This is a genomic window from Streptomyces sp. NPDC002884, from assembly GCF_040295245.1.
GTDB lineage: Bacteria > Actinomycetota > Actinomycetes > Streptomycetales > Streptomycetaceae > Streptomyces.
On sequence record NZ_JBEOVB010000023.1, the window covers coordinates 14,968 to 37,350 of the forward strand.

Here is a 22,383-nt window from a genome sequence, read left to right on the forward strand (position 1 = left end):
CGGTGAACCCTTTCCTCAGGTCGTGCTCGCGGTACGGCGCTGGACCAGCACGGCGGCGACGATGATCGCGCCCTTGGCGATCTGCTGGACGTCGCTCTGCAGGTTGTTCAGGGCGAAGATGTTGGTGATCGTGGTGAAGATCAGTACGCCGAGCACGGAGCCGGTGATGGTGCCGCGCCCCCCGGTGAGCAGCGTGCCGCCGATGATCGCGGCCGCGATGGCGTCGAGTTCGTAGAGGTTGCCGTTGGTGTTCTGTCCCGAGCCGGACAGGATGATCAGCAGGAAGGCGGCGATGCCGCAGCACAGGCCGGACAGCAGGTAGAGGTACAGCCGCTGGCGGCGTACGTCGATGCCGGCGAGCCGGGCGGCCTCCGCGTTGCCGCCGACGGCGACCGTCCGGCGACCGAACGTGGTGCGGTTGAGCACCAACCAGCCGATGACCGTCACGATCGCGAAGACAATCACCAGCGGCGGGACGCCGAGCACGTATGCGTCGCGCTCGCCCAGGTCGAGGACGCCGTCCACGGTCACGATCTGCGTCCGGCCGTCCGTGATCTGCAGGGCCAGTCCGCGGGCGGAGGCCAGCATGGCGAGCGTCGCGATGAACGGCACCATCCCGCCGTAGGCGATGAGCAGACCGTTGACCAGGCCGCAGCCCAGTCCGACGAGCATCGCCGTGAAGAGGATGCCCGCGAAACCGTATTCCTGGGTGGCGACCGTGGTCGCCCACACCGAGGCCAGCGCGACGATCGCACCGACCGAGAGGTCGATGCCCCCGGAGGTGATGACGAAGGTCATGCCGACGGTGACGACGCCGATCACGGACCCCTGGGTGAGGACGAGTTGCAGGTTGCGGGTGTCGAGGAACTCGTCCGGTTTGGTGATCCCGCCGATCACGATGAGCGCGGCGAGCACACCGAGCAGGGAGAGGGTACGGACGTCCGCGCGGGCCACTACGGTGCGCCAGGCGGGGAGCGGGATCTGCGGCACCTTGTCGGTGCTGTCCCGCGGTGGGGAGACGGGCTGCGTCATGACGCCGGGCTTCCTTCCATGACGAGATCGAGTACGCGGTGTTCGTCCAGCTCACGGGCCGGCGCCGTATGGACGACGTGGCCTTCGCGGAGCACCAGCACGCGGTCGGCGAGGCCGAGCACCTCGGGCACCTCGCTGGAGACCAGCAGCACGGCGAGGCCTTCGTCGGCCAGTCGACGGACGACCGCATACAGTTCGGCCCGGGCGCCGACGTCGACGCCGCGCGTCGGCTCGTCGAGGAGCAGGACCCGGCAGCCCCGCAGCAGCCAGCGGGCCAGGACCGCCTTCTGCTGGTTGCCGCCGGACAGTGTGCGCACGGGGGCGGACGGAAGGTCGGGGCGCAGCGACAGCTCACGCGTCGCGGCCCGTGCCGCGCCCCGCTCGGCCCGCCGGTCGATCCAACCCCCGCGCGAGAAACGGGACATGGAGGAGACGGAGACGTTACGGGTGACGGACTCCAGCATCAGCAGGGCCTGCGCCTTGCGTTCCTCGGGGGCGAGCCCGAGCCCTGCCCGCACGGCCGCCCGCACGCTGCCGGGCCGCAACGTCCGCCCGTCGACGAGGACTTGACCGGTGCTCGGTTTCCGTGCCCCGTAGATCGTCTCCAGGATCTCCGAACGTCCCGAGCCGACCAGTCCGGCGAGCCCTACGATCTCCCCGGGCCGTACGGTCAGATCGAGGGCGGCGAACTCACCCTCTCTGGCGAGCCCCCGCACCTCGAGCACCGGCGTCCCGCTCGCGGGCCCCGCACCGGCCCCGCCCCCGACGCCGTCCGTGGCGGCGACCGCGTCTCCCGGCCGTTCGGGGAAGACGTACTCGACGTTGCGTCCCGTCATCAACGCGACGACCTCGCGGGTCGGTGTCGTCTTCGCCGGGAGCCCGCCCGCCACCGCGCGGCCGTCCTTCAGTACCGTCACACGGTCGCCGATGCGGCGGATCTCCTCCAGCCGGTGCGAGATGTAGACGACGGCCACGCCGTCGGCGGTCAGGTCGCCGACGATACGGAACAGGTTCGCGACCTCGTCGGGGTCGAGCGCGGCGGACGGTTCGTCCATCACGATGAGCCGCACGTCGTGGGAGAGCGCCCGCGCCATGGAGACGATCTGCCGCTGCGCCGCCGACAACTCCCCCACCAGCCGGGCAGGGTCGATCTCGGGATGCCCGAGTCGCTTCAGCAGAGCGCCCGTTGCGGCGCGCGCCACTTTGCCCCGTACGACGAATCCGGCGGCCGTCGGTTCATGTCCCAGGTGCACGTTCTCGGCCACCGACAAGTGCTCCACCAGGTCGAGCTCCTGGTAGATGGTGGCGATGCCGAGGCGCATGGCGGCGATCGGAGAGCGCAGGGTGACGGGGCCGCCCTGCCAGCGGATGACGCCGTCGTCCGGCTGGTGGGCGCCGGCCAGGACCTTGATGAGGGTGGACTTCCCGGCACCGTTCTGGCCGAGCAGGCAGTGCACCTCACCGGCCTGGACGGCGAGGTCGACTCCGTCCAACGCCCGTACTCCGGGGAAGGACTTGGTGATGCCGGACATGCTGAGCAGGGGTGGTTCTGTTGCCATGTGGATTCCCCTCGGCGGACGTGCGGGCCGGAGTCAGGGCAGAACAAGTCGTTGTTCTCAGGGCAGAGCAGGGCAGGGTGGAGCGGGACGAGGCAGGGCAGAACAGAGCAGGGCATAACGGGGCAGGGCAGGGCGGAGCGGCACACTGTGCTGGTGAGACCGTGTCGGGTTGCGGCTTACGCGGGTGAGAACAGGTGGTCGCTGATCAGCCGGGCCGCGCCGATGACACCGGCGGTGGGGCCCAACTCCCCCAGAACGATGGGCAGGTTGCCGGTCGCCAGGGGCAGCGACTGGCGGTACACCTGGGTACGGATCGCGGCGAGCAGGGTGTGACCGAGGCCGGTCACCCCGCCGCCGATCACCACCAGGCCGGGGTTGAAGAAAGAGACGAGTCCGGCGATGACCTGGCCGACGCGGTTGCCGCCCTCGCGGATCATCTCCAGGGAGATGGCGTCTCCCGCGGCCGCCGCGGCGGCGACATCGACGGCGGTGAGGCCGCCGTTCGTCGCCAGTCGTGCCGCGAGTTCCGCCGAGAGGCCCTGCTGGGCCGCCTCCACGGCGTCACGGGCCAGGGCCGCGCCGCTGAAGTAGGCCTCCAGACAACCCCGGTTGCCGCAGGCGCACGGGCGGCCGTCGGGCACGGCCTGGATATGCCCGATGTCGCCCGCGCTGCCGGTCGTTCCGCGGTAGACATGGCCGCCGACGACGATGCCGCAGCCGATCCCGGTGCCGATCTTGACGCAGAGGAAGTCGGCGACGGTGCGGGCGACGCCCGCGTGCTGCTCCCCCATCGCCATGAGGTTCACGTCGTTGTCGACCATCACCGGGCAGCCCAGCTCCTGGCTGAGCGCCTCCCGCACGGGGAAGCCGTCCCAGCCGGGCATGATCGGAGGCGCCACCGGTACGCCTTCGGGGAAACGGACCGGCCCGGGTACGCCGATGCCGGCGCCGTCGAAGCCCTCGGCGAGTCCCGTCGCCCTCAACTTCGCGGCCATGGACAGGACTTGCTCGAAAACCGCGACCGGCCCCTCACGTACGTCGAGGGGCTGGTTGAGGTGTCCGAGGGTCTCCAGTTCGGCGTTGGTGACGGCGACGTCGACCGAGGTCGCGCCGATGTCGACGCCGAGGAAGCGCAGCCCCGGGTTGAGCCGGACGTTGTGCGAGCGGCGGCCACCGCGCGAGGCGGCGAGTCCGTCGGCCACGACCAGCCCCGTCTCCAGAAGCCGGTCCACCTCCACAGCCAGCTTGGACCGTGACAGGTCGATCCGATCACCCAGTTGGGCACGGGAGTTGGGGCCGCCGTCCCGCAACAGCTTGAGCAGACGGGCCTGGTGGGCGTTCGCGGGTCGTGCCGTCATACGTCTCACGAGCCCCTCCCCGCCTCAGTTCGGCCACCAGTGTCGGGCTTTCGAAGGGAACGTAGCAGCGCCTGCCGAACCTGGGAAGAAGCTGTGCACGGATTGCCATCAACTTTCTCCACTCACAGGACAAAGAGCGGAACCGACGCACCCGAAACCGGTCGAGGCCCGATGAGGCAGGTGTCCCGAGAGGGCTCAGGACTTGGGGCGGTCGTGGTACGAGCGCCGGGTGTGCTCGGTGTGCTCACGCATCAGCCGGGTGGCCAACTGCTCGTCGTGGGCGGCGATGGCGGCGATCAGGTCGCGGTGCTCGATCCAGGACTGGTTGCCGCGCTGCCGGGCGATCGGCGTGTAGTACCAGCGCACCCGACGGTCCACCTGGGCCGCGAGCTCGGCGAGTACCGCGTTGCCCGCGAGCTCGATGACCTTCGCGTGGAAGCGGGCGTTCAGGGCGACCGCGGTGTCCACGTCGTCACCGGCCACGGCCAGCATGCCCTGGGCCAGGATCTCGTCCAGGGCCTCGATGCCGGCCTTGTCCGCGTGAGCAGCGGCGAGCCGCGCGGCCTCCGCCTCCAACAGCGTGCGCACGGTGAGGAGTTGGTCCGCCTCGTCCTCGGTCGGCTCGTGCACGAACGCGCCCTGGGCGGGCCGGAGGTCCACCCAGCCCTCGGTGTTCAGCCGCTGGAGCGCCTCGCGCACCGGCTGCCGTGAGACACCGAGGTGCGTGGCGAGTTCGCTCTCCACGAGATGCTGGCCGGGCTGGAGGGCGCGGGTGGTGATGAGTTCGAGCAGTGCCTCGTAGACGCGGTCGCGCAGCGGTCCGGGGCGTTCGAGTTTGGGCACCGCGCCCTGCGGCAGTCCTGTCGACAACATCGGTCGGTCCCCCTCCTGGGCAACACCGGGCAACTGCAACCGGAAAGCCACATATCGATTGACATACTCGGCCGTCCGCAGCCGATCGACTGTCCACAGCCGAGTATCGATTGTCTTTCGTCTACAGTCTACGGCGCACAGTAGCCAGAGCCGGGCACAGTCGATCGCGTCACACTACGACGCGCCCCACCCGCACAGATCCACCCACGGCCGGGCCCCGTCCCAGCTCACGGGCAGCGCACGACCTGCCCCGCGTATGACAGGTTGCCGCCGAAGCCGAACAGCAGTACCGGGTCCCCCGTGGAGACGGCGCCCTGCTCGACGAGCTTGGAGAAGGCGAGCGGGATGCTGGCGGCGGAGGTGTTACCCGATTCGGTGACGTCACGCGCGACCACCGCGTTGACGGCGCCGATCTTCTGCGCGAGGGGTTCGATGATGCGCAGGTTCGCCTGGTGCAGAACGACGGCGGCGAGGTCCGCGGGGGTGAGGCCCGCCCGCTCGCAGGCCTGTCGCGCCAACGGCGGCAGCTGAGTGGTGGCCCAGCGGTAGACGCTCTGCCCCTCCTGCGCGAACCGTGCCGGCTGTCCCTCGATGCGCACCGCGTGCCCCATCTCGGGCAGCGAGCCCCACAGCACCGGTGAGATGCCGGGCTCCACGCCGTCGGGACAGGCCTCGATCACGGCGGCGCCCGCTCCGTCGCCCACGAGCACGCAGGTCGTGCGGTCGCTCCAGTCGGTCACCTCGGACATCTTGTCGGCGCCGATGACCAGGGCACGGGTCGCTGCGCCCGCGCGGACGGTGTGGTCGGCGGTGGCCAGCGCGTGGGTGAAACCGGCGCAGACGACGTTGAGGTCCATCGCGGCAGGCCGCGGGATGCCGAGGCGGGCGGCGACCCGGGCGGCCATGTTCGGCGAGCGGTCGACGGCCGTGGAGGTGGCGACCAGCACCAGGTCGATGTCACTCGGCGCCAGGCCGGCCGCCGCGAGCGCCTTGGCGGCGGCGTGCGCGGCCAGCTCGTCCACGGGCTCGTCGGGGCCGGCGATGTGGCGCGTGCGGATGCCCACCCGGCTCCTGATCCACTCGTCACTGGTGTCGACCAGGCCCGCCAGATCCTCGTTGGTGAGCACCTTGGCGGGCTGGTAGTGGCCGACGGCGGCGATGCGCGAGCCGTTCATTGGGGGGTCCCCTCGTTGCCTTGGGTAGCGGGATCCACCAGTCTGATCAGTGACTCACGGGTACGGGGGCGCGTGAAGCGACAGGAAACCGGTTCCGGGGTTGTCGGCTTCCCCATAGCCCTCGGACGCCCGAGCAACCGCCGAACGCGTACCCGCCGAACACCCGCCCCCCGAGCAACACCGCTACCGGGTTACTTGGTGAACAGCTGCGTCGCCTTCTGTACCAGCTCGTACAGCCCGTAGGCGAGCGGCGCCCCCACCCACAGCCAGGCGAAGGCGATCAGCGGCCGCCGGTCAGGCTGCGGACTCGGGCTGCTGTCGTTCGACATCAGCGGCCTCCCTCGGGGCGGGGACGTGGTGGTGGCGGGCGTGGACCGGCCGGACGAGCTCATTGGCGACGAAGCCGACGGCCAGCAGTCCGATCATGATGAACAGGGACAGGGTGTACAGGGACGAGCCGTGCTTCCCGGCGTCCTCCTGCCGGTCGGCGATCCAGTTGACGATCAGCGGACCGAGCACGCCTGCGGTGGACCAGGCGGTGAGCAGCCGGCCGTGGATCGCGCCGACCTGGTAGGCCCCGAACAGGTCCTTGAGATAGGCGGGGATCGTCGCGAAGCCGCCGCCGTAGAAGGAGAGGATCACCAGCGCGCACAGCACGAACAGGGGTTTCGACGAGTCACCGATCAGCGCGATGAGGGCGTACATCAGGGCGCCGACGCCCAGGTACACCCGGTATATGTTCTTGCGTCCGATCAGGTCGGAGGTCGACGACCAGCCGATCCGGCCCGCCATGTTCGCCGCGGACAGCAGGGCGACGAAGCCCGCGGCCGCGGACACCGACACCGGGGTGGAGGTGTCGGCGAAGAAGTCCGTGATCATCGGGGCGGCCTTCTCCAGGATGCCGATGCCCGCGGTCACGTTCATGCAGAGCACGACCCACAGGCACCAGAACTGCGGAGTGCGTACGGCCCTGCTCGCCGAGACCTGCACGCCCTCGACGGCGCCGGGTCCGCCCGCGACCGGCTGCGTGCCACGCGGTACCCGCACCAGCAGGACACCCAGCGTCATGAATACCGCATACGAAAGTCCGTGTACGAGAAACGCGAGGGCGATGCCGGAGCTGTCGGATCCGAACGACTCCAGCATCTGCGCCGACCAGGGCGAGGCGATGAGCGCGCCGCCGCCGAAGCCCATGATGGCGATTCCGGTGGCCATACCGGGCCGGTCCGGGAACCACTTGATCAAGGTGGAGACGGGCGAGATGTAACCGATGCCGAGGCCGATTCCGCCGACGAAGCCGTAGCCGAGAACGATCAGCCAGTACTGCTCGGTGGCGGCCCCGAGCGCGGAGATCAGGAAGCCGGAGGAGAAGCAGACCAGGGCGACGGTCATCGCCCAACGCGGCCCGTTGCGCTCGACGAGTGTGCCGCCGAAGGCGGCGGAGAGGCCGAGCATGACGATGGCGAGCTGGAACGGGAGCGCGCTCTCGGTGCCGCTGAGGCCGAGCGCGGATTCCAGCGGCGGCTTGAACACGGACCAGGCGTAGGCCTGGCCGATGGAGAGATGGACCGAGAGAGCGGCGGGGGGGACGAGCCAGCGGCTCCAGCCGGCCGGTGCGACAGGGGGACTCATGAGTCCTGGACGGTAGGAACCGGCGCGGGCGTTGAAAAGGCGGCGCGTCGACCGTATGCGGTGAACGGTATCCAGGATGCGCCGAACGGTCGGACCGACCGGTTTCCGTAACCGCTTGCGAGGCCGTTACAGCCCCTCATTCGTCTCGGCGCCGCCCCCGGGCACCCACCCGGGGGTCGCCGGGAAGCCCCTCGGACGCTGCGCGAACCCTTGCCGCCCCCACTTCCATACTGTAGACAATATTTCGTCGACAGGATTCGACAGTTCCTCGGTACCCTCGACCGAACGGAGCTCCCTCGCAATGAAAGTCGCAGTCCTCGGCGCCGGTGCGATCGGCGCCTACGTCGGTGCAGCGCTTCACCGCGCCGGCGCCGACGTGCATCTCGTCGCCCGTGGACCGCATCTCGCGGCCATGAGGCGGGACGGGGTGCGGGTGCTCAGTCCGCGCGGCGACTTCACCGCCCGCGCCCACGCCACCGACGACCCGGGCGAGATCGGCCCGGTCGACTTCGTCTTCCTGGGCCTCAAGGCCAACTCGTACGCGGCGTGCGGGCCGCTGATCGAGCCCCTGCTGCACGACTCCACCGCGGTGGTCGCCGCGCAGAACGGCATCCCCTGGTGGTACTTCCACCGCCACGACGGGCCTTACGACGGACTGCGGGTCGAGAGTGTGGACCCGGGCGGCGCGGTCAGTGCGGTGCTCGCGCCCGAACGGGCCGTCGGCTGTGTGGTCTACGCGGCCACCGAACTCGAAGGTCCGGGCGTCGTACGGCACTTGGAAGGAACGCGGTTCTCCGTCGGCGAACCCGACCGCGGTGTCTCGGCCCGCTGTCTGGCCTTCAGCGAGGCCATGCAGGCCGGCGGGCTGAAATGCCCGGTGGAACCGGCCCTGCGCAACGACATCTGGCTCAAGCTGCTGGGCAACATCTCCTTCAATCCGATCAGCGCCCTGGCCCGCGCCACCATGCGGCAGATGTGCCTGCACGGCGGTACCCGCCAGGTCATCGAGACGATGATGCGCGAGACGCTCGCGGTCGCCGAGGCGCTGGGCTGCGAGGTGGGCGTCTCCATCGAGCGCCGGCTCGCGGGCGCGGAGAAGGTCGGCGACCACCGCACCTCCACGCTCCAGGACCTGGAGCGCGGCAAGCCGCTCGAACTCGACGTACTCCTGGCGGCGGTCGTCGAGCTGGCGGAGATCACCGGCGTGCACGTGCCCACCCTGCGCACCGTGCACGCCATCTCGGACCTGCTCGCGCTGAGGAGCGCCGCATGATCGCTGGGGAGCACGCATGAGGAAACGCGACCGGACTCCGAAGACCTACACCCGGCTCACCCGACCGCTCATCAGGGACTCCCGCGACGAACCGTTTCGCGAGGCGAGCTGGGAAGAGGCGCTGGAACGCACCGCGCGGGGCCTCCAGCGCAACCGTGACGCGTTCGGCCTGTTCTCCTGCGCCCGCGCGACCAATGAGATGAACTACGTGGCGCAGAAGTTCGCCCGGGTCGTCATGGGCACCAACAACGTCGACTCGTGCAACCGGACCTGTCACGCGCCGAGCGTCGCCGGCCTGTCGGCCGCCTTCGGCTCCGGCGGCGGGACGTCGTCGTACGAGGAGATCGAGCACACCGACGTCATCGTGATGTGGGGGTCCAACGCGCGGTTCGCGCATCCGATCTTCTTCCAGCATGTTCTCAAGGGGGTGCGGAACGGCGCCCGGATGTACGCGGTCGACCCACGCCGGACGTCCACCGCCGAGTGGGCGGACAGCTGGCTCGGCCTCAACGTCGGCACGGACATCCCGATGGCGCACGCGATCGGCCGCGAGATCATCCACGCGGGCCTCGCCAACGAGGCGTTCGTGGAACGGGCGACCGGCGACTTCGAGGCGTACCGGGCTCTCGTGGAGCCCTGGACACTGTCCCTGGCGGAGAAGGTGACGGGCGTACCGGCTGCCGCCACAAGGGAGTTGGCGCATGCCTACGCCCGCGCCGAGCGTGCCCAACTGTGCTGGACCCTCGGCATCACCGAGCACCACAACGGCACGGACAACGTGCGCGCGCTCATCAATCTCTCGCTGCTGACCGGGCACGTGGGCCGCTACGGTTCCGGCCTCCAGCCCCTGCGCGGGCAGAACAACGTCCAGGGCGGCGGCGACATGGGCGCGATCCCCAACCGCCTCCCCGGGTTCCAGGACATCCTCGACCCCGATGCCCGGCTGAGGTTCGAGTCGGCCTGGGACACCGTCATCCAGCCGGACTACGGGCTGAACCTCACGGAGATGTTCGAGGCGATGGAGGAGGGCTCGCTGAAGGCGGTCTACTGCATCGGCGAGAACCCCGCCCAGTCGGAGGCGGACAGCGAGCAGGCCGTACGCCGTATGCGGTCCCTCGACTTCCTCGTCGTGCAGGACATCTTCCTCACCAGGACCGCCGAGCTGGCGGACGTGGTGCTGCCCGCCACGGCCGGCTGGGCGGAGACCGACGGCACGACGACCAACAGCGAACGGCGAGTTCAGCGGGTGCGGCGCGCCGTGACGCCGCCCGGCGAGGCGCGCGAGGACATCGACATCCTCTGCGACCTGGCGACCCGGCTCGGCCACGCGTGGAAGTACGCGGACGCCGAGGCCGTGTGGAACGAGCTCAGGTCGGTGTCCCCGGCGCACTACGGGATGACGTACGAGCGGCTGGAGCAGCATCAGGGCATCCAGTGGCCGTGCCCGAGCACCGAGGGCATCGAACCCGCTTATCTGCATGCCCGGTTGTGGGAGAAGGAGCCACAACGGCGTGGGAGGCGCGCGCCGTTCGGGATCGTCCAGCACGACCCGCCGGTCGACCTCACGGACGAGGAGTACCCGATCCGGCTGACGACCGGGCGACGACTCGACTCCTACAACACCGGTGTGCAGAGCGGGAGTTTCGCCTCCCCGCTACGACGCGGCGAGTACGTCGAGCTGTGCCCGGAGGACGCGGAGCACTACGGGATCGTCGTCGGCGAGGAGGTGCGGGTGAGCTCACGGCGCGGATCCGTGGTGGCGCCGGTGTGGATCGACACCGCGCTGCGGCCCGGGCTCGCCTTCATGACCATGCACTTTCCCGACGAGGTGGACACCAACCAGCTGACGATCGAGGCGAACTGCCCGATCGCGGGGACCGCGGAGTTCAAGGCGTCGGCGATCCGGATCGAGAAGCTCCCGGCCCCGACCTACGTGAGGTGATGTCGTGGACCTGCACTTCGGCGACAGCAAACCGACGGACGACGAACGCGCGGCCGTGGACGCCCTGTTCGGCCCACCGGAGTCCTCGTGGGAGGGCGCCGACCGTTCCGACGCGGATCTGCGGTGGGCGCGGGGCGGACACGAGGCCCGGGACCGCCGCGACCTGCTGCTGCCGGGGCTGCACGCGATCAACGACCGCATCGGCTGGATCAGCGAGGGCGCACTCGGCTACCTGTGCCGCCGCCTGACCGTGCCCCCGGCGGAGGCCTACGGCGTCGCCACCTTCTACGCGATGTTCTCGGTCGCGCCACGGCCGGCCACCGTGCTCCACGTGTGCACGGACCTCGCCTGCGCCGCCGCGGGCGCCCCCGCGCTGTGTGCCGGGATCGAGTCACGCCTGGGCGCGGGCAGTGGCGTGGCCGTCGAGCGCAGCCCCTGCCTCGGCCTGTGCGAGCGCGCCCCGGCCGCGCTCGCGGTCAAGGCGGGTGATCCGGTGCGTACGGCGGTGTCGGCGCCGACGAGCGTCGAGGCGGCCGTACTCGCCGCGAGCGCCCCCGGCTCGGCGCCCGGGGAACGGCCGGCGGCGAGCGCGGTGCCCCAGGCCGGGGACCCGTCGCTGATCCTGCTGAACCGGGTCGGCGTGGTCGACCCGACCTCGCTCGACGACTACCGGGCCCACGGCGGCTACACGGCCCTGCGCCGCGCCTTCGCGCTCGGTCCCGCCGCGGTCATCCGCGAGGTCACCGACTCCGGTCTGCTCGGGCGGGGCGGCGCCGCCTTCCCCACCGGCCGCAAGTGGCAGGCCACGGCGGCCCAGCCCGACCGTCCGCACTACCTGGTGTGCAACGCGGACGAGTCCGAGCCGGGCACCTTCAAGGACCGCGTACTGATGGAGGGCGACCCGTACGCGCTGGTGGAGGCGATGACGGTTGCCGCGTACGCGGTCGGCGCGCACAAGGGGTACCTGTACCTCCGCGGCGAGTATCCGCGCGCCTTGCACCGTATGGAACACGCGGTCGCCCGTGCACGCGCCCGTGGTCTGCTCGGCGACGACATCCTCGGCCAGGGCTACGCCTTCGACATCGAGATCCGGCGGGGCGCCGGCGCGTACATCTGCGGCGAGGAGACGGCCCTGTTCAACTCCATCGAGGGGTACCGGGGCGAGCCCCGCTCGAAACCGCCCTTCCCCGTGGAGAAGGGCCTGTTCGGCAGGCCGACGGTCGAGAACAACGTGGAGACACTGGTCAACGTCCTGCCGATCCTCACCATGGGCGCACCGGCCTACGCGGCGATCGGCACGTCCCGATCCACCGGGCCCAAGCTGTTCTGCGTGTCGGGCACCGTCGAGCGACCCGGCGTGTACGAACTCCCCTTCGGCGCGACGCTGGGCGAACTCCTCGCTCTCGCCGGGGTCGGCGCGGGCCTGCGTGCCGTACTGCTCGGTGGCGCGGCCGGCGGCTTCGTACGGCCCGACGAACTGGACGTCCCGCTGACGTTCGAGGGCACCCGGGAGGCGGGCACGACGCTCGGTTCGGGAGTGGTGATGGCCTTCGACGACACCGTGCCGATGCCCCGACTGCTGTTGCGCATCGCCGAGTTCTTCCGGGACGAGTCGTGCGGGCAGTGCGTGCCCTGCCGGGTCGGGACCGTGCGGCAGGAGGAGGCGTTGCACCGGATCGTGGAGCGGACCGGCGCCGACGCCGCCGACGACATCGCCCTGCTGCGCGAGGTCGGCCGCGCCATGCGGGACGCCTCGATCTGCGGACTGGGCCAGACCGCGTGGAACGCCGTGGAATCCGCCATCGACCGTCTGGGGGCGTACGAATGACCGCGACCGTCCGCACAGGAGCCGCCGTATGACCGCGATACCGCTGGGAGTGCCGCGTCGGCTGGTGGAGTTCACGATCGACGGACAGGAGGCCAGGGCGCCCGAGGGATCGACGATCCTCGACGCCTGCCGGGCCGCCGGGAAGGACGTCCCGACCCTGTGCCAGGGCGACACGCTCACCCCGAAGAACGCCTGCCGGGTCTGCGTGGTGGAGGTCGAGGGCTCCCGGACCCTGGTGCCGGCCTGCTCGCGCAGGGCGGAGCCCGGTATGGAGGTCCGTACCGACACCGAGCGGGCCCGGCACAGCCGCAGAATCGTGCTCGAGCTGCTGGCGTCCTCGGTCGACCTGTCCACGACACCGATGGTTGCGGAATGGATCAAGGAGTACGAAGCGAAGCCGGACCGTTTCGGCCCCGACGCGGCCCGGCTGAACGAGGAACCGAAGATCGACAACAATCTCTATGTACGCGATTACGACAAGTGCATCCTCTGCTACAAGTGCGTGGACGCCTGCGGTGACCAGTGGCAGAACACCTTCGCGATCTCCGTCTCGGGGCGTGGTTTCGACGCCCGGATCGCCGTCGAGCACGACGCTCCGCTCACCGACTCGGCGTGCGTGTACTGCGGCAACTGCATCGAGGTGTGCCCGACCGGAGCGCTGTCGTTCAAGTCCGAGTACGACCGGCGGACGGCCGGAAACTGGGACGAATCGGCACAGACGCAGACCACGACCGTATGCGCCTACTGCGGGGTGGGCTGCAACCTCACGCTCCATGTGCAGGACAATGAGATCGTGAAGGTCACCTCACCGCACGACAACCCCGTGACCCACGGGAATCTCTGCATCAAGGGCCGCTTCGGCTACCAGCACGTACAGAACCGGGGCTGATCACGACATGGGACGAGTCACCGAACGACGCAAGGTGGTCCGCATCAGGGACGGGGTGGTCTCCGCCCGGCCGGACACCCTGGTCGCCGAGGAGCCACTGGAGATCCGGCTCAACGGCAAGCCGCTGGCCATCACCATGCGCACACCCGGTGACGACTTCGCGCTGGCGGCCGGCTTCCTGGTCAGCGAAGGCGTACTGGCCGCCGCATCCGATCTGCTGAACATCGTCTACTGCGCGGGCGCGACGGTCGACGGGGGCAACAGCTACAACGTGGTGGACGTCCGGACGGCCCCCGACGTGACGATGCCCGACATCACCCTCGAGCGGAACGTCTACACCACCTCCTCCTGCGGCCTGTGCGGCAAGGCGAGCCTGGACGCGGTCCGCACGACGGCCCGCTGGCCCATCGCCGACACTCCCCCGCTCCGGATCGCACCCGAACTGCTCACGAGCCTCCCCGACCGGCTTCGCGCGGCCCAGCGGGTCTTCGACCGGACCGGGGGGCTCCACGCGGCGGCGCTCTTCTCCGAGGACGGCGAGCTGCTGGACGTACGCGAGGACGTGGGACGGCACAACGCCGTCGACAAGCTGGTCGGCCGTGCCCTCCAGAACGGGGAGCTGCCCCTGTCGCGGACGATCCTGCTGGTGTCGGGCCGGGCCTCGTTCGAACTGGCGCAGAAGGCCGTGATGGCGGGCATCCCGATGCTCGCGGCGGTCTCGGCGCCCTCCTCCCTGGCCGTGGATCTGGCCGCGGAGACCGGACTGACACTGGTGGGCTTCCTGCGGGGCAGTTCCATGAACGTGTACGCGGGTGAGGACCGCATCACCCTGCGGACCGCGGCCGCCCAGGGCTGACCCGGTTCCCCGCGGCACGGCGGCGGGGCCCCGACCGGCGGGGAGCGCCCCCTGCGCCGCAGGGGCCCCGCCTCAGCCGCTCGTGAACCGCACGTCGGTCGCGCGCGCCACGGTCCCGAGCCGAGGGAAGTCCAGCTTCACCGAAGCCTCGTGTTCGGCTCCCGTGAGCGCGGACATCGCGTCCTCGACGAAGACCAGGTCGTAACCGAGATCGCCGGCGGCACGGGCGGTGGACTCGACGCCGAGGTTGGTGGCGATACCGCCGAACACGAGGGTCGTCACGCCGTGTTCGCGGAGTCGATCGTCCAGGCCGGTCCCCTGGAAGGCGCCGATCGTCCGCTTGACGATCTCCACGTCGCCCTCCTGGTACAGCCCTTGGACCAGTCCGCTGCCGGGTGGCTGCTCGGCGACGCCGGGACGCTCGACGCGGACGAGGACGACGGGCGCGCCGACCGAGCGGAACGCCGCCGCCAACTCCTGCACGACAGTCAGTACTTCGGTTCCCTTGTGGGGCTCCAGGGGCAACGCGACGATGCGGTCCATCAGGTCGACGAGGACGAGGGCGCTGCGCGCGGGGACGAGTGGGAAAGCTGCGTTCATGACGGAACGTTATCCGTCGTCAGCCCTCCGTGCCGGATATCCGGATCAGCCGGTCGATGGTCGGCGGTGGACGGAAGCCAGGACGGAGTCGAACGCACATTGCATACGGTCGCCCCGCGACCATCCGCGGACCGCAGCCGACTGTCTACAGGCGACCGGCGACCGGCGACCGGCGACCGGCGACCGGCGACCGGCGACGATCTCACGCCGCGGCCGCCGCCTTCTCGTCGGCAGGTTCCCGCGATGCCTCCAGCGGGTCCCTCGCCCGGCGTTTGGCGATGACCGCGCACACCATCAGCTGCATCTGGTGGAAGAGCATCAGCGGCAGCACCGCCAGGGACGCATGCGCGCCGAACAGGACGCTCGCCATCGGCAGCCCGGAGGCGAGGGACTTCTTCGAGCCCGCGAACTGGATGGCGATGCGATCCTCGCGGTCGAACCGCAGCGCCTTGCCGCCGTACCAGGTCAGGACGAGCATCACGGCGAGCAGAACGGCCTCCACGATGAGCAGCCCACCCAGCCGTACGGCGCTCACCTGGTGCCAGATGCCCTGGACCATGCCCTCGCTGAACGCCGTGTAGACGACCAGGAGGATCGAGCCTCGGTCGACGAGTCCGAGCACCTTCTTGTGCCGGGTGACGAACCCGCCGATCCAGCGCCGCAGCAGCTGACCGGCGACGAACGGTACGAGCAGCTGCACCACGATCTCGATCAGCGAGTCCGCGGCGAAGCCGCCACCGCTGCTGCCGAGCAGGGCTGCCGCGAGCAGCGGGGTGACGACGATGCCGACCAGCGAGGAGAAGGAGCCGGCGCAGATCGCGGCCGGCACGTTGCCCCGGGCGATGGAGGTGAAGGCGATGGACGACTGAATCGTCGACGGCACCAGGGTGAGGAAGAGCAGCCCCTGGTAGAGCGGCTGGGTGAGGAACACCGGGACGAGGCCGCGCGCGGCCAGGCCGAGCAGCGGGAAGACCAGGAAGGTGCAGGCCAGGACGGTCACGTGGAGCCGCCAGTGCTTCAGCCCGTCCAGCGCCTCACGGGTGGAGAGCCGGGCGCCGTAGAGGAAGAAGAGGAAAGCGATCGCGGCCGTGGAGGCGCCCGAGGCCACGTCGGCGGCGGCACCCCGCGCCGGGAGCAGCGCCGCGAACCCGACGGTGCCGAGCAGCAGCAGGATGTAGGGGTCGACCGGCATCCGACTCGGCCAGTGCAGGCGTTTCACGGTGCTCCACGTGCTGTTCGATGGGCTGACGTCCGGGCTCGAGGAACCCCTCCCCATCGTCCTCCTCCGTATCGTGATCGGGAATCCGGTATACCGCTCTCACTGTCATCATGAATTGCGATAACAAACCTTCGAGAGGCTACTGTGGCGGGCGTGTACGAGCCCTCCCATCTGCGTACTTTCCTGGCCGTCGCCCAGACGCTGAGCTTCACGCAGGCCGCGCGGCGGCTCGGACTGCGTCAGTCGACGGTCAGCCAGCACGTACGACGCCTCGAGGACGCGACCGGGCGGGCGCTGTTCACCCGGGACACCCACTCCGTGGAGCTGACGGAGGACGGCGAGGCGATGCTCGGGTTCGCGCGCCGGCTCCTGGACATCCACGAGCAGGCCTCGGCGTTCTTCACCGGGACCCGGCTGCGCGGCCGACTGCGCTTCGGCGCCTCCGAGGACTTCGTCCTCACCCGGCTCCCGGAGATCCTGGAAGGCTTCCGCTACGACCATCCCGAGGTCGACCTCGAACTGACCGTGGAACTGTCGGGCACCCTGCACGAGCAACTCGCCGCCGGAAAACTGGACCTGGTGCTCGCCAAGAGACGCCCCGAGGATCCCCGAGGGGAATTGGTGTGGCACGACGGGCTGGTGTGGATCGGCGCGGAGCGGCTGAGGCTGGACGCCGACCGTCCGGTCCCCCTCATCGTGTTCCCGCCTCCCGGCATCACCCGGGCCCTGGCCCTGGAGGCGCTGGAGCGGCAGGGGCGGCCCTGGCGGATCGTATGCACGAGTGGCAGCCTCAACGGCCTCATCGCGGCGGCCCGGGCCGGCCTCGGCGTGATGGCCCACTCGCGAGGCCTGATCCCGCCGGGCCTGGTGCGGATCCCGGAACGGGCCGGACTGCCGGAACTGGGGCAGGTCGACTTCGTGCTGGTGCACGGACGCAGACGCACTTCGGCCCAGGGCGCCGCGGACGCGCTGGCGGCGGCGATCCTGGCGGGCGGCGACCGGCTGCACCGACGGGCGGCAGGACCCGGCCGACGACTCGACCTGCCGGGAGGCGGAGCAGGCTGAACGACCGGCAGACCACCCCTAGCCGACCGCCGACCGCCTACCGCCTACCGCCGACCGCCGACCGCCTACCGCCGACCGCCGACCGCCTACCGCCTACCGCCTACCGGCTACCGGCTACCGGCTACCGGCTACCGGCTACCGGCTACCGGCTACCGGCTACCGGCTACCGGCTACCGGCTACCGGCCAGCATGCTGGTACGTCAGCTGCTTCACCCGCCGCATGAACGGCGTCGCCTCCACGTGCTGGACGCCCTCCAGGCGACCCAGAGGCCCGCTGAGGTAGGCATAGAGGCCCGCCGTGTCCCGGACCACCGCGGTGACGACGATGTGGGAGGGGCCGGCCGTGGCCGAGGCGAAGGCGATCTCGTCGTGGGTGGCGAGCGCTTCTCCGACCGTGTGCATGGCGGAGGGCGCCGTGGTGATCCACAGGACGGCGGCCAGGGGGTAGCCGAGGCACTCGGAGTGGTACTCGACGTCGATGTAGACCGCGCCCGAGGCGAGCAGAGCAGCGAGGCGGCGCTTGACGGCGGACTCGGAGCGGCCGGTGGCACGTTGGAGTTCGGGGTAGGTGGCGCGGCCGTCGCGTTCCAGGACGGCGAGCAGGGGTTCGTCCTCGGCCTCGATACGGGCCGGTCCCGTCGTCGCGTTCGCGTCGTGGCGCGGGGTGAGGACGGCGATCTGCTCCTCGTCCAGTGTGCCGAACTTCCGCATCCAGCCGGTCGGCCCGCCGTAGAAGCGGTGGAGGAGTTGCTGGGCGCGGATCTCCACGACGCTCGGGGTGCGCGGGAGCTTGCCGAGGAGCAGGTCGTCGTGGTCGCCGGGGTGGCGGGGCCGGGTCATGCAGACGATCTCGGTGCCGCCGGAGCCCAGGCCGATCCAGTAGGTGTCGGGGCGTTTGGCGAGCGCGTCGGCGATGACCGTGGCGCTGTCGGGAACGCAGCGCAGCCGCAGCATCCACTGGTCCTGGCCGAGGCGTTCCGCGTCCCGGACGGCCACGACCCTCAGACCAGCCTCGGCGCTGAGCCTGCGATAGCGGCGCGCGACCGTCTGGTCGGAGACGCCCAGGACGCCGCCGAGTCTGCTGAAGGAGGCCCGTCCGTCCACCTCCAGCGCCGAGAGCAGCTGAAGGTCCAGTCCGTCCAGCTTGCCTTGGGCGTGGAATTCCATCTCCACCGACCTTTCCCCGTCGGATTCCGTCGACAGAACACCGGACACCACGGTGATCGGCCGCGTCTCGTCCATCGTACGGAGCGCTGGACAGTCATCGCAGAGGACATCGAGGAGTGGGACATGCGCACATGGGGGCCGCTGACAGCGGTGTGCCTGGGGACGTTCATGTTGTTGCTGGACGTGACGATCGTGATCGTGGCGCTGCCGGACATGGCGCGGGCGTTGCACGCCTCGCTGAGCGATCTGCAGTGGGTCGTCGACGGGTACGCGCTCGCGCTGGCCGCGCTGCTGCTGGGGGCGGGGGCCACCGCCGACATCCTGGGGCGCCGCCGGGTGCACGTGGTGGGGGTGGTGGTCTTCGCGGTGGCCTCGCTGCTGTGCGGGCTGGCGAGCGGGCCGGACACCCTCGTCGCCGCCCGGGCCCTGCAGGGGGTGGGGGCGGCAGCGATGCTGGCGACGACGTTGCCGTTGCTCGGCTCCGTCTACCAGGGCCGGCAGCGGTCGGCCGCGCTCGGGGTGTGGGGCGCGGTGAGCGGCGCGGCCGCCGCGGTCGGGCCGGTGCTGGGCGGGCTGCTGACCGAGGGGCCCGGCTGGCGATGGATCTTCTACGTGAACCTGCCGGTGAGCGTGGTCGCGGTGTGGCTGACGCTGAAGGCGGTGCCGGAGTCCAGGGGGCCGCGCGGGATGCGGGTGGACTGGGCGGGCACGGCGACCTTCGCGGTCTTCGCGGGCGGGACCGCGTACGCCGTCGTACGGGCCGGTGAGGACGGCTGGACGGCGTCGGCGACGCTCACCTCGTTCGGGCTCGCCGCGCTCGCGCTGGTGTGCTTCGTGCTGGCGGAGCGGCGGGCGGCACATCCGCTGCTCGATCTGTCGCTGTTGCGCCGGCCCGCGTTCGTGGGGGTGATGGTGGGCGCTCTCGCCTTCAACGGCGTGGCGTTCGGGGTGACGCCGTACCTGTCCATCTGGATGCAGACGCTGCTGGGGATGAGTCCGGTGCGCGGTGGACTCACGCTGCTGCCGATGACCATGGCGGCCATGGTCACGGCGGTCGTGGTGGGTAAGCGGTTCCACGGCGTTCCCGCCCGGCTGACCATCGGCGGCGGGCTGCTGCTGATCGGAGCGGGCTGTTTCTGCCAGGCCGTGCTCGGCGCCGGCTCGGACTGGACGGCACTGGTCCCCGGGTTCGTGCTGGTGGGCATAGGAACCGGTTTCGTCGCTCCTACCGTCGCCGGGGCCGCGCTGGCCGCGGTGGAACCGGCGCGGGCCGGGATGGCGGGCGGGGCCGTGAACACCGTACGGCAGCTCGGGTACGCGCTCGGCGTCGCCGTCTTCGGCACCGTGGTGACCTCCCGGATGACCGACACCCTCCCGCACGACGCTTCCCACGCGCTGGCGGGCGGTGGCGCCGGTGCGCTGCGGGGCACGTTCTCCGAGCACACCCTGCGGGCCGCGTTCGCCTCCGGGCTCGACACGGCGCTGGTGGCGGCGGGCTGCGCGGGCATGGTCGCCGCGGCGCTCGTCCTCGTCCTGGTCAGGCCGCAGCGAGAGGCCGCGGCCGAAGCGCCGGAAACGGACACGGCCGCGCTGCCGAAAGAAGGGGCGGCCCCCCAGCCGTGACGGCGCCGCCGCCCGTGGTCTCGCGAGCAGGGGTCGAGACCGGAGGTCGAGCGCAGGGGCTCAGCGCAGGGGCTGAGCGGCGCGGGCCGCGACCGGCCCCGGAAGGGCGGGCAGGGTAATCGGTACGGGCAGATTCGGTGGAGATTACGGTGCCGAAACTTACTCTTCCGTCAGTTTTCTGTCCGACCCTTCCCCATGTGAGCCCATTTTCCGGCACTGACCAGCGCAGACGAGAGCATCCCTCGTTTTCCGCACCCCTCCCCTCCCGTCGATTGGTGGGGTAGCTTTCACGGCGCTGTGCGGCCATGAGAAGCGGGGTGCGGGTTTGCGCGAGTTCACCAACCCTCCGTTGGCGTTGGCACCGCCGGTGGGCGGTCTGGCCGACGTCGTCTTCCGGCACGCCCAGGAGGACCCGCAGTACGTCGCTCTCGGCCGCAAGGACGAGGGGGGCGAGTGGCGGGACGTGACCGCAGGCGAGTTCCGCGACGAGGTCCTCGCCCTCGCCAAGGGTCTGCTCGCGCAGGGCATCCGCTTCGGCGACCGTGTCGCGATCATGTCCCGCACCCGCTACGAGTGGACGCTCTTCGACTTCGCCCTGTGGACGATCGGCGCCCAGGTGGTGCCGGTCTACTCGACCTCCTCGGCCGAGCAGTGTTTCTGGATGCTCTACGACTCCGAGTGCACGGCCGCGGTCGTCGAGCACGAGGACCACGCGATGACGATCGCCACCGTCATCGACCGTCTCCCCCGGCTGCGGCAGCTGTGGCAACTGGACTCGGGCTGCGTGCAGGAGCTGTACGAGGCCGGCGCCGGCATCGAGGACGACGTGGTGCACCGGCACCGGGAAGCGGTTACCCCAGACTCGACCGCGACGATCATCTACACCTCGGGTACGACGGGCCGGCCCAAGGGCTGTGTCATCTCGCACGGCAACTTCATGTTCGAGGCGGACACCGTCATCGAGCGCTGGGAGCCGGTGTTCCACTCCAAGAAGGGCGACGAGGCGGCGACCCTGCTGTTCCTGCCGCTCGCGCACGTCTTCGGCCGGATGGTGCAGATCGCCGCGATCCGCGGCAAGGTCCGGTTCGGCCACCAGCCTCAGCTGCACGCGGCCGCCCTGCTTCCCGACCTGGCCGCTTTCAGACCCTCGTTCTTCCTGGCCGTGCCGTACATCTTCGAGAAGGTCTTCAACGCGGCCCGCCGCAAGGCGGAGCGGGAAGGCAAGGCCGGACCGTTCGCGAAGGCGGTCGACGTGGCCGTGAACTACGCCGAAGCGGTCGAGGCGAAGGCATGGGGCATCGGGCCCGGCCCGTCGGCGGGGCTGCGCATGCAGCACCAGCTGTTCGACAAGCTCGTCTACTCCAAGGTGCGCGCGGCGATGGGCGGCCGGGTGCGGCACGCGATGTCCGGCGGCTCGGCCATGGACCGCAAGCTCGGCCTGTTCTTCGCCGGCGCGGGCGTGCAGATCTACGAGGGCTACGGCCTGACCGAGACGACGGCGGCCGCGACCGCCAACCCGCCCGGACGCACCAGGTACGGCACGGTCGGCCAGGCCATCCCCGGCATGACCGTGCACATCGCGGACGACAGCGAGATCTGGCTGCGCGGCGGAAACGTGTTCCAGGGCTATCTCAACAACCCCAAGGCCACCGACGAGACCCTGCACGACGGCTGGCTGGCCACCGGCGACCTGGGATCACTCGACGAAGACGGTTACCTCACCATTACCGGCCGCAAGAAGGAGATCCTGGTGACCTCCGGCGGAAAGAGCGTCTCGCCGGGGCTGCTCGAGGAGCGGGTGCGTGATCATCCGCTGGTCAACCAGTGCATCGTCGTCGGCAACGACCGGCCGTTCGTGGCCGCCCTGGTCACCCTCGACCAGGAGGCCGTCGAGCACTGGCTCCAGATGCGCAACAAACCGCAGCTGACGCCGGTCGAGCTGGTGAGCGACCCGGACCTGGAGGCGGAGGTGCGCCGATCCGTCGTCGCGGCCAACACGCTGGTCTCGAAGGCCGAGTCGATCCGCACCTTCCGCATTCTGGCCCAGCCGTTCACGGAGGAGCACGGACTGCTGACTCCGTCACTGAAGCTGAAGCGCAAGGCCATCGAAAACGCTTACGCGAACGAGGTCGACGCGCTGTACCGCTCGTGAGGTCTCCGACGGCGGCCGTGAAACACGTTTCCGACAACCTCCCGAGACGGGCTCCCGAGGCGGGTTCCTGCGGCGGCGCTCCCGAGACGAATTCGGGGGTCAGGAATGCATCACTCGCCGTGTTCGTTGACGATGGGAGT

Annotated in this window: 18 protein-coding genes; 8 read left to right on the forward strand and 10 right to left on the reverse strand. The window is 70.4% G+C overall.

Going from position 1 to position 22,383, the window contains the following annotated elements; translation table 11 throughout:
- Positions 1-15 precede the first annotated feature (15 nt).
- The 7 genes from ABT070_RS32490 to ABT070_RS32520 all read right to left on the reverse strand — a co-directional run bounded on the left by ABT070_RS32490 (position 16) and on the right by ABT070_RS32520 (position 7,629).
- Complete coding sequence (locus tag ABT070_RS32490) at positions 16-1,032, reverse strand: ABC transporter permease (RefSeq protein ID WP_351765886.1); 1,017 nt, start codon at positions 1,030-1,032, stop codon at positions 16-18.
- On the reverse strand, positions 1,029-2,591 hold the full coding sequence (locus tag ABT070_RS32495; protein ID WP_351765888.1) for a sugar ABC transporter ATP-binding protein: 1,563 nt from the start codon (positions 2,589-2,591) through the stop codon (positions 1,029-1,031). The genes ABT070_RS32490 and ABT070_RS32495 overlap by 4 nt, the downstream gene beginning before the upstream one ends.
- Positions 2,592-2,767: 176 nt before the next feature.
- Complete coding sequence (locus ABT070_RS32500) at positions 2,768-3,949, reverse strand: ROK family transcriptional regulator (RefSeq protein WP_351765889.1); 1,182 nt, start codon at positions 3,947-3,949, stop codon at positions 2,768-2,770.
- Positions 3,950-4,144: 195 nt separating this feature from the next.
- Positions 4,145-4,822, reverse strand: a complete 678-nt coding sequence (locus ABT070_RS32505; RefSeq protein ID WP_351765891.1) for a GntR family transcriptional regulator — start codon at positions 4,820-4,822, stop codon at positions 4,145-4,147.
- 227 nt (positions 4,823-5,049) lie between these two features.
- Positions 5,050-5,997, reverse strand: coding sequence for a beta-ketoacyl-ACP synthase III (locus ABT070_RS32510; RefSeq protein WP_351765893.1), 948 nt, complete (start codon positions 5,995-5,997; stop codon positions 5,050-5,052).
- A gap of 191 nt (positions 5,998-6,188) precedes the next feature.
- Positions 6,189-6,326, reverse strand: a complete 138-nt coding sequence (locus ABT070_RS32515) for an MFS transporter small subunit (protein WP_020125643.1) — start codon at positions 6,324-6,326, stop codon at positions 6,189-6,191.
- A complete protein-coding gene (locus ABT070_RS32520; protein ID WP_351765895.1) occupies positions 6,292-7,629 on the reverse strand; it encodes an OFA family MFS transporter in 1,338 nt (445 codons plus the stop codon). The genes ABT070_RS32515 and ABT070_RS32520 overlap by 35 nt, the downstream gene beginning before the upstream one ends.
- 301 nt (positions 7,630-7,930) lie before the next feature.
- On the opposite strand from ABT070_RS32520, the gene ABT070_RS32525 reads away from it, so the two are divergent.
- Genes ABT070_RS32525 through fdhD form a run of 5 tightly spaced genes read left to right on the forward strand, consistent with a single transcriptional unit; the run spans position 7,931 to position 14,417 of the window.
- Positions 7,931-8,902 (forward strand): 2-dehydropantoate 2-reductase, encoded by a 972-nt coding sequence (locus ABT070_RS32525; protein WP_351765897.1) that lies wholly within the window; start codon positions 7,931-7,933, stop codon positions 8,900-8,902.
- Between the two features lie 16 nt (positions 8,903-8,918).
- Complete coding sequence (locus tag ABT070_RS32530) at positions 8,919-10,844, forward strand: molybdopterin oxidoreductase family protein (RefSeq protein ID WP_351765899.1); 1,926 nt, start codon at positions 8,919-8,921, stop codon at positions 10,842-10,844.
- A gap of 4 nt (positions 10,845-10,848) precedes the next feature.
- Positions 10,849-12,672, forward strand: a complete 1,824-nt coding sequence (locus ABT070_RS32535) for an NADH-ubiquinone oxidoreductase-F iron-sulfur binding region domain-containing protein (protein ID WP_351765901.1) — start codon at positions 10,849-10,851, stop codon at positions 12,670-12,672.
- Positions 12,673-12,700: 28 nt separating this feature from the next.
- Complete coding sequence (locus ABT070_RS32540) at positions 12,701-13,561, forward strand: 2Fe-2S iron-sulfur cluster-binding protein (RefSeq protein WP_351765902.1); 861 nt, start codon at positions 12,701-12,703, stop codon at positions 13,559-13,561.
- 7 nt (positions 13,562-13,568) lie between these two features.
- Positions 13,569-14,417 carry a formate dehydrogenase accessory sulfurtransferase FdhD gene (gene fdhD, locus ABT070_RS32545; protein WP_351765904.1) on the forward strand — a complete coding sequence of 283 codons (849 nt, stop codon included), beginning with the start codon at positions 13,569-13,571 and terminating at the stop codon, positions 14,415-14,417.
- A gap of 72 nt (positions 14,418-14,489) precedes the next feature.
- Here fdhD and ABT070_RS32550 read toward each other — a convergent pair whose 3' ends face one another.
- Both ABT070_RS32550 and ABT070_RS32555 read right to left on the reverse strand, forming a co-directional pair.
- Entirely contained in the window at positions 14,490-15,017 is a 528-nt protein-coding gene (locus ABT070_RS32550) for an isochorismatase family protein (protein ID WP_351765906.1), read from the reverse strand.
- 202 nt (positions 15,018-15,219) lie between these two features.
- Positions 15,220-16,236, reverse strand: coding sequence for a bile acid:sodium symporter family protein (locus ABT070_RS32555; protein WP_351765908.1), 1,017 nt, complete (start codon positions 16,234-16,236; stop codon positions 15,220-15,222).
- 153 nt (positions 16,237-16,389) lie between these two features.
- Between ABT070_RS32555 and ABT070_RS32560 the strand changes: the two genes are divergently transcribed.
- Positions 16,390-17,301, forward strand: coding sequence for a LysR substrate-binding domain-containing protein (locus ABT070_RS32560; protein WP_351765910.1), 912 nt, complete (start codon positions 16,390-16,392; stop codon positions 17,299-17,301).
- 177 nt (positions 17,302-17,478) lie between these two features.
- Here ABT070_RS32560 and ABT070_RS32565 read toward each other — a convergent pair whose 3' ends face one another.
- Positions 17,479-18,468, reverse strand: coding sequence for an Lrp/AsnC family transcriptional regulator (locus ABT070_RS32565; protein ID WP_351766074.1), 990 nt, complete (start codon positions 18,466-18,468; stop codon positions 17,479-17,481).
- A 123-nt stretch (positions 18,469-18,591) separates the two neighbouring features.
- Between ABT070_RS32565 and ABT070_RS32570 the strand changes: the two genes are divergently transcribed.
- The gene (locus ABT070_RS32570) at positions 18,592-20,091 is read left to right on the forward strand and encodes an MFS transporter (RefSeq protein ID WP_351765912.1); all 1,500 of its coding nucleotides are present in this window, start codon (positions 18,592-18,594) and stop codon (positions 20,089-20,091) included.
- A gap of 325 nt (positions 20,092-20,416) precedes the next feature.
- Positions 20,417-22,243, forward strand: coding sequence for an AMP-dependent synthetase/ligase (locus ABT070_RS32575; protein WP_351765914.1), 1,827 nt, complete (start codon positions 20,417-20,419; stop codon positions 22,241-22,243).
- Positions 22,244-22,383 lie beyond the last annotated feature (140 nt).

Coding starts and splice junctions, on each gene's coding strand:
- ABT070_RS32490 (WP_351765886.1), bottom strand. CDS start 1,032: ATGACGCAGCCCGTCTCCCCACCGCGGGACAGCACCGACAAGGTGCCG.
- ABT070_RS32495 (WP_351765888.1), bottom strand. CDS start 2,591: ATGGCAACAGAACCACCCCTGCTCAGCATGTCCGGCATCACCAAGTCC.
- ABT070_RS32500 (WP_351765889.1), bottom strand. CDS start 3,949: ATGACGGCACGACCCGCGAACGCCCACCAGGCCCGTCTGCTCAAGCTG.
- ABT070_RS32505 (WP_351765891.1), bottom strand. CDS start 4,822: ATGTTGTCGACAGGACTGCCGCAGGGCGCGGTGCCCAAACTCGAACGC.
- ABT070_RS32510 (WP_351765893.1), bottom strand. CDS start 5,997: ATGAACGGCTCGCGCATCGCCGCCGTCGGCCACTACCAGCCCGCCAAG.
- ABT070_RS32515 (WP_020125643.1), bottom strand. CDS start 6,326: ATGTCGAACGACAGCAGCCCGAGTCCGCAGCCTGACCGGCGGCCGCTG.
- ABT070_RS32520 (WP_351765895.1), bottom strand. CDS start 7,629: ATGAGTCCCCCTGTCGCACCGGCCGGCTGGAGCCGCTGGCTCGTCCCC.
- ABT070_RS32525 (WP_351765897.1), top strand. CDS start 7,931: ATGAAAGTCGCAGTCCTCGGCGCCGGTGCGATCGGCGCCTACGTCGGT.
- ABT070_RS32530 (WP_351765899.1), top strand. CDS start 8,919: ATGAGGAAACGCGACCGGACTCCGAAGACCTACACCCGGCTCACCCGA.
- ABT070_RS32540 (WP_351765902.1), top strand. CDS start 12,701: ATGACCGCGATACCGCTGGGAGTGCCGCGTCGGCTGGTGGAGTTCACG.
- fdhD (WP_351765904.1), top strand. CDS start 13,569: ATGGGACGAGTCACCGAACGACGCAAGGTGGTCCGCATCAGGGACGGG.
- ABT070_RS32550 (WP_351765906.1), bottom strand. CDS start 15,017: ATGAACGCAGCTTTCCCACTCGTCCCCGCGCGCAGCGCCCTCGTCCTC.
- ABT070_RS32565 (WP_351766074.1), bottom strand. CDS start 18,468: ATGGAATTCCACGCCCAAGGCAAGCTGGACGGACTGGACCTTCAGCTG.
- ABT070_RS32570 (WP_351765912.1), top strand. CDS start 18,592: ATGCGCACATGGGGGCCGCTGACAGCGGTGTGCCTGGGGACGTTCATG.